Below are 12,699 nucleotides of genomic sequence, written 5' to 3' on the forward strand. Positions count from 1 at the left end.
AGAGTAAAAAAATGGAGACCAAGATTGGCCCCCATCTGTTAATTATTATTTTAAATTAATTTGTTTCAATCAAACCATATTTGCCGTCTTTACGAGAATAAACAATATTGGTACCGTTTGTTTCCGCATCAGTGTAAACATAGAAACTATGACCCAGCAAATTCATTTGTAAAACAGCTTCTTCACTATCCATCGGTTTTAATGAAAATTGTTTTGTTCTTACAATTTCAAGATCAAAATCTCCTTCATTTTCTTCTGGTGGTGTGCTGCCGTTAACATCAGAATAAGCAAAATAATCTCTTTCTGCCCCTTTGTCACGGAACTTGCGGTTTACTTTTGTTTTATGTTTGCGAATTTGTCTTTCTAATTTATCTACAATTAAGTCGATGCTAGCATATAAATCTCCACTTGTTTCTTCTGCACGTAGCACAAGATTTGGGAGCGGAATGGTCACTTCAACTTTCGCATTTTTATCGGAATATACTTTTAAATTAACATGAACGTTAGCGTCTGGAGTCTCCGTAAAATATCGTTCTAATTTATCGATTTTCTTTTCAACATAATCTCGGATCGGTTCTGTTACTTCAATATTTTCTCCACGAATGTTGTACTTAAGCATAGCAATTCCTCCTTTGAAATAAAACAAAATAACGATAAAGAAGAGTATTCTTCTTACCCTTAGTCTACGTGAAAACGATGTGTTTTGCAAACATTTGCACAAAGAGCTAAGAAGCTTACATTCACTTATCTTTATTTAGTATTTTATTCCACTAATACCGCTTCCGCAAACCTCTTTTAGAAGATAAATATCATCTATCTGAATATCGTTAGCGCACTCACCTTGTACACTCCGGCTTCTTTTAAGATTTGCGCTGCTAGGTTAAGTGTGCTTCCTGTGGTGTAAATATCATCAAATAATATTACTTCTGTTGACTCATAAATTTCTTTTCCAGAAAAGTAAAATGTTTGTTCAGATGCTAATCGTTCCCTCTTTGTTTTTTTAGATTGCTTTTCTGTATGCTTTTTGGCTAAAAGCTCTTCATATAGGATGCCAGATTGTTTTAATATCGCGGTTGTTTGATTAAATCCACGTTCTACTTTCCGCATCTCGCTTACTGGAATTGGTACAATCTTCTCTTTCTTTTCTGATAGAAAGTTCCTTAATTCCTTTTTGAAAATAGCCCCTATTTCATAATCCCCTTGAAATTTAAACTTCTTCATATATTCTTTGGCGAAATCATTGTAACGATAAATGGATTTATTACTATCTAAAAAATGTGTTCTACTTCGGCAATCCTCGCAGACATCATCTAAGGATTCTTTACTACAATTTTTACATAGTAAGCCAGTTAGTTTTTCAAATCCCGCTAAGCATGCATCACAACAAATTGGCAAAGGTTCAAATAACCAACTTATTTCCCAACTGGCGCTTTGCCTAACTGGTTGAAAACAAAGTAAGCAATTAGTCATCTAGCATCCCTTCTATCACTCCTTGTTGATTCATTTTTTGAATGTGGGAGATAGCTTGCTTCATTTCTATTGTTTTACCGTAATGAAAAAAGCAAACGTCTCCAGTCGGATGAGATAATTTCCTACCTGCCCTTCCTGAAATTTGAACTAAAGCAGCTTCCGTAAAAATACGAGCTTCACTTCCAAACACCGCTACTTGCACATCTGTAAAAGTAACACCTCTCTCTAAAATTGTAGTTGTTAATAACAGCTTGATTTTCCCTTTTCGTAGCCATTCCACTTTCTCTTTACGCAATTCATCGGCTGAATGAACTGTCACTGGGCTGGCATAGCCTTTATTTTCAAGTGCATTTGCAAATTTATTCATAGCATCAATTTCTGGAAAGAAAATTAAAGCCGGCTGATCTTTCTTCTTCACATCATTCATCCACTGGATAAGCTTAGGAGTTATTTTCCCTTTAGCTAGATTCTTTTTCCACGGGCCAATCCAGCACGTTCTCGGCACAGGCAGTTTCTTTCGGTGATATCGTCCGGGAATTTTCACAAAATTACGTTTTCCTCTTACACACTCTTCTTGCCACTTTTTCTCTGGGGTTGCTGTGATTATTATTGTTGAACCTTCTTTTGTTCTGGCTTTCATAACGGCATATTCTAAAAAAGGATCTTTCGCATAAGGAAATGCATCTACTTCATCAATAAAAATAACTTGAAACGCTTCATAAAAGCGAATAAGCTGATGGGTCGTCGCTATCACGAACTGCTCTCCTTGGTAGTTATCTTTTGAGTCTCCATATAGACAAACAATATCTATGCTAGGGAAAGCTTCTTTTAAACGTGGAAGAAGCTCTAAACAAACATCCACTCTCGGAGAAGCAACACAAATTCTAAAGCCTTGTCGCAAAGCCCAGTCCATTCCTTCAAACATCATCTCCGTTTTTCCAGATCCGGCAACTGCCCATAGCAACATATCCGTTTTTGCTTTTAAATTAACGACTATCGCGTTGGATGCTTTTCGCTGTCCCGCTGACAAAGCTCCTTCCCACCTCAATAATACTTCCTTTGTTTCTAGTAATAACCTAGCATGTTGATAGTATAATTTTTGGCAACTATTTACTCGTCCCATCACAATGCAATTTCTGCAATAAATACAATCCTCTCTCTTACATAATGCACAGGACATTTTGCCAAATAACTGCACATCCGTATTTCCACATCGAAAGCATTTGTTTGATTCTATTGCTACTACTTCTCTTAAGCCCTCTTTACTCTCTATTTCACGTTCTTGATAAAGCCTTCCCGGGAAGATGTCCATCTGTATTCACCTCCCCTTAGTTATACACTTTTTCTTTTTTTATTGCAGAAACGAAATCCTTGTTTTCGACCGCATACTTATAAACAAAACAAGTATTTCTTTTAGACGAAAACGAGTATTTTTGCCATCCAAAACTACTGAAAAAACAAATTTAGTCTCCATGAAAAAAATCTCCAGCTTTTAGCTGGAGATTTTTTATTTTATTGACCAAGTTAAGCCAAGCGCACCTTCACCCAAATGAGTTCCAATGACTGGACCAAAATAACTTAATTCAAATGTTACTTCTGGGAATTTCGCTTCTAGTTGTGCAAGCCATGCTTCACCCTTCGCTAGATCATTGCCATGAATGACATAAGCTTTTTCTGCCGTTTTGTTTTGAACGGCTTTTTGAAGAATATCTTCAATTCGTTTCAATGCCTTTTTTTGCGTTCTAACCTTTTCAAAGAGGACAATTTGTTTATCATTAAAATGAAGAATCGGTTTAATTTGAAGCAAGCTACCAACAAGGGCTTGTGCTCCATTCAAACGGCCGCCACGCTGTAAATTATTTAAATCATCTACCATAAAATAAGCATCTTGTGCCTGTTTTATTTTATCTAGTTTTTGGATAATCTGGTCCAGCGGCTCATTTGCCAAAGCCATTTCAGCTGCTTTAACTACAAACATTCCTTGCGCCATGCAAGAAAGCTCAGAATCATAAGCGACGACATTTAGCCCCTCAATTAACTCTCCTGCTGAAGCCGCATTCTGAAACGTTCCACTAATACCGCTTGATAGATGAATACTAATTACAGTATCAAAACCTTGTTCTTTCAGCTGTTCGAACAAGTGAATGAAATCTCCTGGGGCAGGTTGAGAGGAAGTTGGGAAATTCTCAGCTTCTTTTACTTTTCTGTAAAAATCAGCCGCAGATAACTCCTCACCTTCACGATAAGATTTTCCGTCAATTATTACAGAAAGTGGCACGACATTAATTCGTAGCTGCTCTTTCACTTCATTTGGCAAATAAGTTGTGCTGTCAGTAACCACTGCTATTTTTTCGTTCATATAGTCCCCCTGATATTTCTTTAGCGAATATATACCCAGCCGTGCTTGATTGCCGTTACCACCGCTTGAGTCCTATCATTCACTTTCATTTTTTGTAAAATACTACTTACATGGTTTTTTACTGTTTTTTCACTAATGAAAAGTGTCTCCCCAATTCCGCGGTTACTTTTTCCATCGGTAAGAAGTTGCAATACCTCGCACTCTCTATGCGTTAAGATGTGTAGTGGCATTTTGACTTCAGGTTGTTGGTAGCCATAAACACCTTGAGAAGTGTTAGTGCTTGCTAAATGGCGGTATTCACGAATTAATTTAATCGCTACACGTGGATGAATATACGCGCCTCCATTATCAACAATTTTTACAGCTTCTACAAGTTCATGGGCATCCATTTCTTTTAATAAATAACCGACTGCTCCAGCTCTAAGCGCTTCTGTTACATATTCATCTGTATCATGAATAGTCAAGACGATTACTTTGATGCTAGGAAATTGACGTACTAGCATTTCAGTTGCATCTAGTCCGTTGACAGTTGGCATATTAATATCCATTAAAACAATATCTGGTTTATATTCGCGAACTTTTGCTACGATATTTTTACCATTTTCAGCTTCCGCTACGACCTCAAAAGAATCTTCCAACTCTAAAATTCGCTTGATACCTTCGCGAAACAACTGATGATCATCTACAATCATGATTTTGAGTGCCATAATGACTACTCCTCCTTCACTTATCTAATTTCACCAAGCCTCTTTGCAATCGAAAACATCATCCTTTTTAAGTAGCAAAACCGCTTAACCTTATAATCCCTGCCATAAAATTGGCAATTAAACATTTCTCTTTTAAGTACTATTTACTCAAACTTACCTATTTTCAACACAAACTATACCTTGATTATACTGCATAGCCCAAGAAAATTACTCCTATATGCCTATAAAATGTAATTGAAAACCAGTCTAAAGTAATAGTAGTTTTTATTATAACACGAATTTGCCGTCACTTCACCCACTGCACTTAGAAAAATATCTATACAATCGCTTTGCTTTCGGATAAAATAAAAGCAGGCTAAATGCATCAACTTATGGAGGTTCCTTATGTTGGATCATTATTTAACCATCCATAGCGATGGAAAACACGAAATAATTATTGAAAAGTCCCGCTTTATCTGCCACATTAAGCGAGCTACAACAGAAACTGAAGCACAAACCTTTATTCAAGAAATCAAAAAAGAGCATCGTGATGCTACCCATAATTGTTCTGCTTATATTATAGGAGAAAATGACCAATATCAAAAAGCGCATGACGACGGAGAACCAAGTGGAACAGCTGGCGTTCCAATGCTAGAGGTCTTAAAAAAGAAGTCTTTAAAAAATGTTGCTGTTGTAGTTACTCGTTATTTTGGAGGAACAAAACTAGGTGCAGGCGGCTTAGTCCGCGCATATGGTAATGCTGTTAGTGAAGCTATTCAAGCAATCGGTATTGTCGAATGCAAACTAGCCACTATTGTTGAATGCTCTTTTGCTTATCCACTTTTAGGAAAAATCGAAAATGCGCTTGAACTAAAAGCATATCAAATCGACAAAAAAGAGTTCACTGAAAAAGTAGTACTTCATATTTTTGTTGATAACGACGAACTGCAAGATTTTTTCAACTGGATCACTGAGATTTCAAATGGACAACTTGAATATAAAGAAGGACCACAAAAATATAGAGAAAAGGATGTCACTTAGTATGTCCACAAACGTATTTATCCAATTACCAGATACTATTCTTACTAAACGAACTATATTAAAAAAAACCTCTATTGCAGATGCTACTACATTATTTGATATTTGGTCTGATGATGAGGTAGCTCAGTTTATGAACATCGAAAAATTCTCTACTATTCTTCAAGCAGAAGAAATGATTCAAGCAATTGAAAATGAACCAAATGCTTGCAGATACACCATTTTCACAACTGATGATTCTTTACATGCAATTGGTTCGCTTGGAATTAATGATATTAACAAAACGAACCAGACAATCGAAATTGGCTATGAACTAGCAAAAAGTCATTGGCGCCAAGGTTTTATGTTTGAAATTTTGACAACATTTTTAACCACTGTAAAGCCCTATCTTCCCTATAAAGTGCTTACAGCAAAAGTTCTACCAGATAATGTAGCTTCAATCAAACTACTGAAAAAGCTTGGTTTTGAGCTTACCACAACTGGGCAAGAACTAGATTTACATTCTGGTAGGATTTGTGAAATCAGTAATTATCGAATGCTACTGAAATAGGACAAATATTACATTTTTGAAAGATATCATCTTTTTTGTATTTTTTTTCGAGTAATTTCTGTATAATAACATCAAAGTTTAAAAATTAAAGAAACCGTAAATCGGGCGTAACATTCTTTAATGCAACAAATGATACAATAAAACTTAGAAAAGTGACTATAAGGAGAATTAATATATGAGTAAAGGCACTGATGATAGCCGAAGAAGCAGCAAGAAATACAAACGTAGAAGAAAAATTTTATTCTGGATTCTAATTCCTGTAATGTGCTTAGTACTTGCAGGTGTCGGATACGGCACTTATCTTTTTAGTAAAACAAAACTCGCAGCAGATAACTCTTATGATAATGTAAGGAACGGAAAAGCCTCTACACTTCGAACAAATGACATTGAACCTATAAAAGATAGTTTTTCTATTTTAATTATTGGTGTTGATACCAGCTCTACACGGGCCGAAAATGGTAACCCTCGAAGCGATTCACTAATCTTAGCAACATTTAATGTCAAAGATTCACGCATAGAAATGACTAGTATTCCGCGTGATTCTTATGTTCATATTGAAGATTCCGCCAAAGACATTGATAAATACACGAAAATTAACGCAGCTCATGCTTACGGTGGTCCAGAACTTACAATGAAAACCGTAGAAGAAGAATTTAAGATTCCAATTGATTATTATGTTCGTTTTGACTTTGATGCATTCTTAAAAATTGTGGATGCTTTAGACGGAATTGATGTAGATGTTCCAGTGGACTTCACTGAGCAAGATTCTAAAGACAACGCCGGTGCAATCACTCTAAAAAAAGGTCCTCAACACCTTAACGCTGAGCAAGCTTTAGCACTAGCTCGTACACGACACATCGATAGTGATATCGAACGTGGCAAACGTCAACAACTAATCATTAAATCTATTGTAAGCGAAGCAACATCCATTTCTTCTGTAAGCAAATATTCCGATATCATTGAAGTTGTTGGAGATAACATGAAAACCAACTTAACTTTCAATCAAATGCTTTCTATCGCAAAATATGGAATGACAAATAAAATTGATATTAAATCCCTTAACTTAAAAGGGGATAGCAACCCAATGGACGGTATTTATTACTACAAACTTGATGAAAGCTCTGTGCAAAGTATTTCGAATGAATTTGCTGATGAACTTGGAATTAAACAACCATTCCCTGGTGCAGCACCGTATTCAGACGAAAGTTCTAACACAACTAGCACTTCTAATTAAAAAAAGACCAACAACTAATAAATAGTTGTTGGTCTTTTTATTTTCGTTTTCGATGTATTTTTTGAAGTAAATTTAAGATTGGTCGGTAATCCTCACCAATTAACCCAATAAATTCAACAATAATCTCAATACTAAAAATTAATAATAACAGTAATAACATTGCTCCCCAAGTAGTGGAAAACGAAAATACGAAGCCCGTCATAGAGAATAGTAATGCCATACAGTAGATTAGTAACACCGTCTGTTTCTCTGTAAATCCTAGCGCCATCAGCCTATGGTGAATATGAGATCTATCCGCTGAAGATATCGGTATCCGCTCTTTTAGTCTTCTTACAATAGCAAAAAAAGTATCTGACAAAGGTACACCTAAAATAATAAGTGGTACTAACAATGAGATGAAAGTAACGTTTTTAAAACCCATAAGTGATAAAACAGCAATCATATAACCAAGGAATAACGCTCCAGTGTCTCCCATAAAAATACTAGCAGGCGGGAAATTATAAATCAAGAAAGCCGCAACTGCTGCTACAAGAATTAACGCAACCGGCGCAACAAAAACATCTTTCAAAAGCAAAGCCATACCTGCAATGGTCATTAAAGCAATAATAGAAATACCACCAGCGAGACCATCTAATCCATCAATTAAGTTTAACGCATTCACAATTGCAACAATCCAAATAATCGATAATGGAATCGCAAAATACCCAAAATCTACTTGTCCGTAGAATGGGACGTTAATAAAGTTAATAGTAATGTCTCCCCAGACAGTTACGCAAAGAGCAGCTAAAATCTGTCCTAACATTTTCCATTTTGGTGATAAATCAAATATATCATCTATAAAGCCTGTCGCAATAATAATTAATGCTCCGAAATAAATTGGCAAGAAACCTGATTTATCTATTGGGGCTAAGATCATCCCTACCGAAAAACTTATAAAAATAGCTAATCCACCTAAAGTGGCTGTAGTTTTTGTATGTTTGTGTCTTTCACGCGGTGTATCAACCGCATTAATTCGGAAAGCAAACTTCCTAATTATCGGCACCATAATGATACCAACTGCAAAGCTAATCAATATACTCCATATTAGCAATATTTTTTCAGCTCCATCCTTTATTTAGCAAAATTCTTTCTGTTGATTTAGTATATTTTTGTAGCACATCTAAATCTAAAGCAACTCCAACCCCTTGACCAGTTGGCACAGTGAGTTTTCCTTGATTTAATACAAATGCTGGCGAAACAATATCTTCATTAAAATAACGATTTGATGCAGAAATATCTCCTGGGAAAGTAAATTCCGCTCTAGCAGCAAGTGCAATATTGTGAGCCCTACCTATACCAGCTTCAAGCATGCCGCCACACCAGACAAGCAAATTATTATCGCTACAATACCTCGCTATCTTAAGAGCCTCAGACATACCACCAACGCGCGCTAATTTTAAATTAACTGCCTGACAACTTCCTAACATATGAGCCTGTTTCAAATCATCTAATGACCTAATATTCTCGTCCAAACAAATACGCGTTTTTAATTTTTTTTGCAACCAAGCATGCTCCACAAAATCCTTAGTTCCAAATGGTTGCTCAATCATTTCTAAATTAAAGTGATCTAATTCTTTTAACAACAAGAAATCTTCTCTATTATACGCTGAATTCGCATCAGCCATCAAGCTTAGATTAGGAAATTTTTCTCGAACAGCTTTAACAAATTGAATATCTTTCTTAGGTGCGATTTTCAACTTCACTCTTTCGTAGCCTTCATCCATATATTGACTAACTAACTGGACTAACGCTTCCGCACTATGCTGCACACCAATGCTCACGCCAACCGTAATCGAGTCCTTCTTTGCGCCAATCATTTTAGCTAATGAGAGCTTCTCATTTTTTGCAAAAGCATCCCAAACAGCAAGCTCCACAGCCGCTTTCGCCATTTCATTTCCTTGAATCCAGCTAAACATCTGGTTAACCTCTTCAGGAGTTCGTATTTCTTTCTGCGCAAGGATTGGCAACAAATGCTGTTTAATAATAGAAATAGCAGTGCCCAAAGTCTCTTCTGTATAGTCAGGTAACGGAAAAGCTTCCAACTCTCCATAACCACGTATACCCTCCTCATTCACTAACTCAATAATATAAAAATCTTTACTGTTTAGCTCACCATAACTTGTTTTAAATGGTGCAATAAGAGGAAGTTCTGCATGAATTAGTCTCGCTTCTTGAAAATACATTTACTCACCCTTTTTCAAACGCTTGCGCTCTTTTCTAATAACAAGCATAAATTGAGGTATTGCAAAAAAACGTCTCCATCTTGAAGGATTAGAAAGGAGCCTGTATACCCATTCTAACCTTAATTTTATCCATATTTTTGGCGCGCGCTTTACACTATCTGTTAAGACATCAAAACTTCCACCTACACCAATAAAAATGCCTTTAGTAAAATTAGCAATCTGAGACAAAATCCATTTTTCTTGAGCAGGTGAACCTAGAGCGACAAAAATCACATCTGGTTGTGCTACGAGTATTTCCTTAGCAATTGCTTCACTTTCTAATACATCAAAGTAACCATGATGAACACCACAAACAACTGCCTGTGGAAATTTTTCCCGCACTTTGGCCTCTACAACCTCACTAATTTCCGGTTTTGCTCCTAAAAAATAACAACTTAGTGGCTTATTTAATAGACCAACCATCGTGTCATAACCAGTAACCCGTTCCTTTAAAGGCTCTCCAAGTTTTTCTGAAGCCATTATAATCCCAATACCATCGGGTACAATATAATCAGCTTGCCCTAATATTGCTTCGAACTCCTTATCAGTACGAGCATGCATAACAATTTCTGGATTAGCCGTTACAACAAACCGACGCTCCCCGTTCTTCGCGGCCATGTATAGCTCCTCCACAAATCCTGCTTGCGTCGTATTATAGAAAGGTATATTTAAAATTGAAATTTCCTTCTTTTTCATATGTCTCTCCTAAAAAACTTTATTATGTATAAGTTTATCATAAAACAAGGATGCTTCCTATTTTTAATCTATAAAAAAGACTGCAAATAGCATTACGCCATTCACAGTCTTTCTATATGGAATGAATTAATCTAAAATTTGTACTTTAACTTGTTTTACGCCCCAGTTGTTAGCTTCTTGTACTGAGTTTAAATGTACATCAATTTTATTACCTTTAATTGCACCACCAGTATCAGCTGCAATTGCTTGTCCGTATCCTTCAACATAAACTTTTGAACCTAAAGGAATAACAGATGGATCAACTGCAATTACTCTTGAATTATCATTTAAATCAATCCCTGTCGCTGTCATGTGGCCCATGCCAGGTTCAGCTTTACTATATGCTGTCGCAGTTACCGTTAACTCTTTTGAAACATTACCTTGTGCTGAAGAACTGTTTGAAGATGCTTCATTAGAAGAAGTTGATTTTTGAGTTGTTGGAGCCGCCTTTTCTTCTTTCGGTTGTTCTGTTACTTTATTATTGGCTGAATTATTTGCTGTTGAATTGTTTTCTGAAGCATTACTTTCACTTGCTGAAGCTTTATTACCAATAGATAATTTTTGACCTACTAATATTAAATCTGAAGAAAGATTATTCCACGATTTAAGTTGATTAACTGTTACACCTTTATCAACAGCGATATGTCCAAGTGTATCTCCTGCAACAACTGTGTATTCAGAATTGTTATTAGTAGTGGATTTTTTCTCACTACTATTTACTTGCAATGTTTGGTTCGGAAAAATAATGTCAGAACTCAAATTGTTATCTTCTTTCAATTGTTTTATAGAGACATTATTTTCATTTGATATTTTCCATAGTGAATCACCATCTTGCACTTTATACTCAGCTGCAAAAGCTTGAGTTGAACCAGATCCTGCAATAATTAAACCAGCCGCAATGGCTACTACTGTCTTCTTCATGTAATTATTTTCCCTCCTTGATAACTTTCGAGGATAATCGTACCATACGAAACTATCAGCTTGGTTACTGAAAAATTAAGCATGTATGACACACTTTCAAATAGTATCCGTTTTCCTGCAATATTTGTAAATTGCCTTTATTGTCTGATTTCTATTGCTACTGGTTGTATTTTCTGTGAAAATCAATCTAGCCTAACTCGCCGTGGGGATTTAGTCAATTAATAAAAGGTTTCCTGATTGTTCACTTAATGAATTAAATGTGCGAAGTAACTAAAATTGGAAAATTTTTCCATTACAAATTGAGCTGATAATTTATTGATTTTGTTGTTTTTTGGGGTGGGATTTTTAAAATTCATTATGAAATATGGCTCTTTATAACAAAGTATTACATCATTCATCCTCTTCTTGAGGTATATTAACTACTCTTTCATCTTTATTTCGACTTGATAAATACCGAATCTGATGAACTAAAACTTCCGTAATATAAATTTTCTGTTCTTCTTTATTTAAATAATTCCGAGATTGTAGTTCGCCAACTACTCCTACTAATTGTCCTTTAGCACAGAACTCTGCAGTGGCCTCTGCTCTTTTACCCCAAATAACACATTGAATAAAGTCAGCATCATTATCAACTCTTTTATTTTTACCAAACCGATTTAAAGCCAAGGTTAAATTCAAAACAGCCCTGTCTTCCGCGGTCCATTTCAATTCTGGTTCCTTAGTTAATCTGCCTACTAAAGTTACTTGATTAATCATATAATCGCCTCTTTCTTTTGATGTAAAGCGATTGTATTAGATAAAAAGTTTATTGTAAAATAGCTAAAACTGTATTTTCACTAGGTAGAAACCTTCCAAAAGATTATTTCCTCTAAAAGAAAAACATCATTTTATGTAGTTAATGACATCCAAAGCATCATTTTAGTACTTTGAAAAAATTTTTAACCAATGTTATTCTGAGAACATGAAAAAAGCACTAAAACCCATTTGGACCTCAGTGCTAATCTTTTTATTTAGGTAGGTCTGATAAGGCAAACATAATTTCAGCTTCACAAACCAAATCGCCTTCTACAGTTGCTTTGACTTTTGCTTTTGCAATCGCGCCCCTCATCCGAGTTATTTCAGCCTCAAGCAAGAGTTGGTCCCCCGGAACAACTTGACGTTTAAATCGGCAACCATCAATTCCAGCAAATAAACCAATTTTACCTTTATTTGCTTCACTCTGCATCATTGCAATTCCACTAGTTTGCGCTAGAGCTTCCACTATTAAAACTCCTGGCATTACAGGATACTCAGGAAAGTGCCCGTTAAAAAATTCTTCATTTGCTGTTACATTCTTAATAGCGGTAACTTTTTTGCCTTCTTCAACAGAAATAACTCTATCTACTAACAAAAATGGATAACGATGAGGCAAAATCTCTTTGATTTTCTTAATATCTAACATATAC

At 35.7% G+C, this 12,699-nt stretch carries 14 protein-coding genes; 3 read left to right on the forward strand and 11 right to left on the reverse strand.

Features of this window, described 5'->3' with window-relative positions:
- Positions 1 to 55 precede the first annotated feature (55 nt).
- The 5 genes from hpf to degU form a co-directional block, all read right to left on the reverse strand.
- Complete coding sequence (gene hpf, locus LMOATCC19117_RS12845) at positions 56 to 619, reverse strand: ribosome hibernation-promoting factor, HPF/YfiA family (protein WP_003722643.1); 564 nt, start codon at positions 617 to 619, stop codon at positions 56 to 58.
- A 194-nt stretch (positions 620 to 813) separates the two neighbouring features.
- Positions 814 to 1,470 (reverse strand): ComF family protein, encoded by a 657-nt coding sequence (locus LMOATCC19117_RS12850; protein ID WP_003734490.1) that lies wholly within the window; start codon positions 1,468 to 1,470, stop codon positions 814 to 816.
- Entirely contained in the window at positions 1,463 to 2,782 is a 1,320-nt protein-coding gene (locus tag LMOATCC19117_RS12855; protein WP_003726226.1) for a DEAD/DEAH box helicase, read from the reverse strand. The genes LMOATCC19117_RS12850 and LMOATCC19117_RS12855 overlap by 8 nt, the downstream gene beginning before the upstream one ends.
- 195 nt (positions 2,783 to 2,977) lie before the next feature.
- On the reverse strand, positions 2,978 to 3,829 hold the full coding sequence (locus LMOATCC19117_RS12860; protein ID WP_003726227.1) for a DegV family protein: 852 nt from the start codon (positions 3,827 to 3,829) through the stop codon (positions 2,978 to 2,980).
- A gap of 20 nt (positions 3,830 to 3,849) precedes the next feature.
- A complete protein-coding gene (degU, locus tag LMOATCC19117_RS12865) occupies positions 3,850 to 4,536 on the reverse strand; it encodes a two-component system response regulator DegU (RefSeq protein WP_003722647.1) in 687 nt (228 codons plus the stop codon).
- A gap of 384 nt (positions 4,537 to 4,920) precedes the next feature.
- Between degU and LMOATCC19117_RS12870 the strand changes: the two genes are divergently transcribed.
- The 3 genes from LMOATCC19117_RS12870 to LMOATCC19117_RS12880 all read left to right on the forward strand — a co-directional run bounded on the left by LMOATCC19117_RS12870 (position 4,921) and on the right by LMOATCC19117_RS12880 (position 7,337).
- Positions 4,921 to 5,556 (forward strand): YigZ family protein, encoded by a 636-nt coding sequence (locus LMOATCC19117_RS12870; RefSeq protein ID WP_003727898.1) that lies wholly within the window; start codon positions 4,921 to 4,923, stop codon positions 5,554 to 5,556.
- Between the two features lies 1 nt (position 5,557).
- Entirely contained in the window at positions 5,558 to 6,103 is a 546-nt protein-coding gene (locus LMOATCC19117_RS12875; protein ID WP_003742943.1) for a GNAT family N-acetyltransferase, read from the forward strand.
- Between the two features lie 175 nt (positions 6,104 to 6,278).
- The gene (locus tag LMOATCC19117_RS12880) at positions 6,279 to 7,337 is read left to right on the forward strand and encodes an LCP family protein (protein ID WP_003726230.1); all 1,059 of its coding nucleotides are present in this window, start codon (positions 6,279 to 6,281) and stop codon (positions 7,335 to 7,337) included.
- 37 nt (positions 7,338 to 7,374) lie between these two features.
- On the opposite strand, the gene LMOATCC19117_RS12885 is transcribed toward LMOATCC19117_RS12880, so the two are convergent.
- The 6 genes from LMOATCC19117_RS12885 to fabZ all read right to left on the reverse strand — a co-directional run bounded on the left by LMOATCC19117_RS12885 (position 7,375) and on the right by fabZ (position 12,695).
- Complete coding sequence (locus LMOATCC19117_RS12885; RefSeq protein WP_003727897.1) at positions 7,375 to 8,427, reverse strand: glycosyltransferase family 4 protein; 1,053 nt, start codon at positions 8,425 to 8,427, stop codon at positions 7,375 to 7,377.
- A 7-nt stretch (positions 8,428 to 8,434) separates the two neighbouring features.
- The gene (gene menC / locus LMOATCC19117_RS12890; RefSeq protein WP_003731198.1) at positions 8,435 to 9,559 is read right to left on the reverse strand and encodes an o-succinylbenzoate synthase; all 1,125 of its coding nucleotides are present in this window, start codon (positions 9,557 to 9,559) and stop codon (positions 8,435 to 8,437) included.
- Complete coding sequence (locus LMOATCC19117_RS12895; protein WP_003726762.1) at positions 9,560 to 10,294, reverse strand: WecB/TagA/CpsF family glycosyltransferase; 735 nt, start codon at positions 10,292 to 10,294, stop codon at positions 9,560 to 9,562. It lies immediately after the preceding gene.
- A 126-nt stretch (positions 10,295 to 10,420) separates the two neighbouring features.
- Positions 10,421 to 11,254, reverse strand: a complete 834-nt coding sequence (locus LMOATCC19117_RS12900; protein ID WP_003726763.1) for a resuscitation-promoting factor — start codon at positions 11,252 to 11,254, stop codon at positions 10,421 to 10,423.
- Between the two features lie 390 nt (positions 11,255 to 11,644).
- Positions 11,645 to 12,010, reverse strand: a complete 366-nt coding sequence (locus LMOATCC19117_RS12905; protein WP_003727895.1) for a single-stranded DNA-binding protein — start codon at positions 12,008 to 12,010, stop codon at positions 11,645 to 11,647.
- Positions 12,011 to 12,260: 250 nt separating this feature from the next.
- The gene (fabZ, locus tag LMOATCC19117_RS12910) at positions 12,261 to 12,695 is read right to left on the reverse strand and encodes a 3-hydroxyacyl-ACP dehydratase FabZ (RefSeq protein WP_003723457.1); all 435 of its coding nucleotides are present in this window, start codon (positions 12,693 to 12,695) and stop codon (positions 12,261 to 12,263) included.
- Between the last annotated feature and the right edge of the window lie 4 nt (positions 12,696 to 12,699).

The sequence above is a fragment of the Listeria monocytogenes ATCC 19117 genome, assembly GCF_000307025.1.
Taxonomy (GTDB): Bacteria; Bacillota; Bacilli; order Lactobacillales; family Listeriaceae; genus Listeria; species Listeria monocytogenes_B.

What these genes read in the sequence shown, in the direction of transcription:
- hpf (WP_003722643.1), bottom strand. Translation starts at nt 619, where the DNA reads ATGCTTAAGTACAACATTCGTGGAGAAAATATTGAAGTAACAGAACCG.
- LMOATCC19117_RS12850 (WP_003734490.1), bottom strand. Translation starts at nt 1,470, where the DNA reads ATGACTAATTGCTTACTTTGTTTTCAACCAGTTAGGCAAAGCGCCAGT.
- LMOATCC19117_RS12855 (WP_003726226.1), bottom strand. Translation starts at nt 2,782, where the DNA reads ATGGACATCTTCCCGGGAAGGCTTTATCAAGAACGTGAAATAGAGAGT.
- LMOATCC19117_RS12860 (WP_003726227.1), bottom strand. Translation starts at nt 3,829, where the DNA reads ATGAACGAAAAAATAGCAGTGGTTACTGACAGCACAACTTATTTGCCA.
- degU (WP_003722647.1), bottom strand. Translation starts at nt 4,536, where the DNA reads ATGGCACTCAAAATCATGATTGTAGATGATCATCAGTTGTTTCGCGAA.
- LMOATCC19117_RS12870 (WP_003727898.1), top strand. Translation starts at nt 4,921, where the DNA reads ATGTTGGATCATTATTTAACCATCCATAGCGATGGAAAACACGAAATA.
- LMOATCC19117_RS12875 (WP_003742943.1), top strand. Translation starts at nt 5,558, where the DNA reads ATGTCCACAAACGTATTTATCCAATTACCAGATACTATTCTTACTAAA.
- LMOATCC19117_RS12880 (WP_003726230.1), top strand. Translation starts at nt 6,279, where the DNA reads ATGAGTAAAGGCACTGATGATAGCCGAAGAAGCAGCAAGAAATACAAA.
- menC (WP_003731198.1), bottom strand. Translation starts at nt 9,559, where the DNA reads ATGTATTTTCAAGAAGCGAGACTAATTCATGCAGAACTTCCTCTTATT.
- LMOATCC19117_RS12895 (WP_003726762.1), bottom strand. Translation starts at nt 10,294, where the DNA reads ATGAAAAAGAAGGAAATTTCAATTTTAAATATACCTTTCTATAATACG.
- LMOATCC19117_RS12900 (WP_003726763.1), bottom strand. Translation starts at nt 11,254, where the DNA reads ATGAAGAAGACAGTAGTAGCCATTGCGGCTGGTTTAATTATTGCAGGA.
- LMOATCC19117_RS12905 (WP_003727895.1), bottom strand. Translation starts at nt 12,010, where the DNA reads ATGATTAATCAAGTAACTTTAGTAGGCAGATTAACTAAGGAACCAGAA.
- fabZ (WP_003723457.1), bottom strand. Translation starts at nt 12,695, where the DNA reads ATGTTAGATATTAAGAAAATCAAAGAGATTTTGCCTCATCGTTATCCA.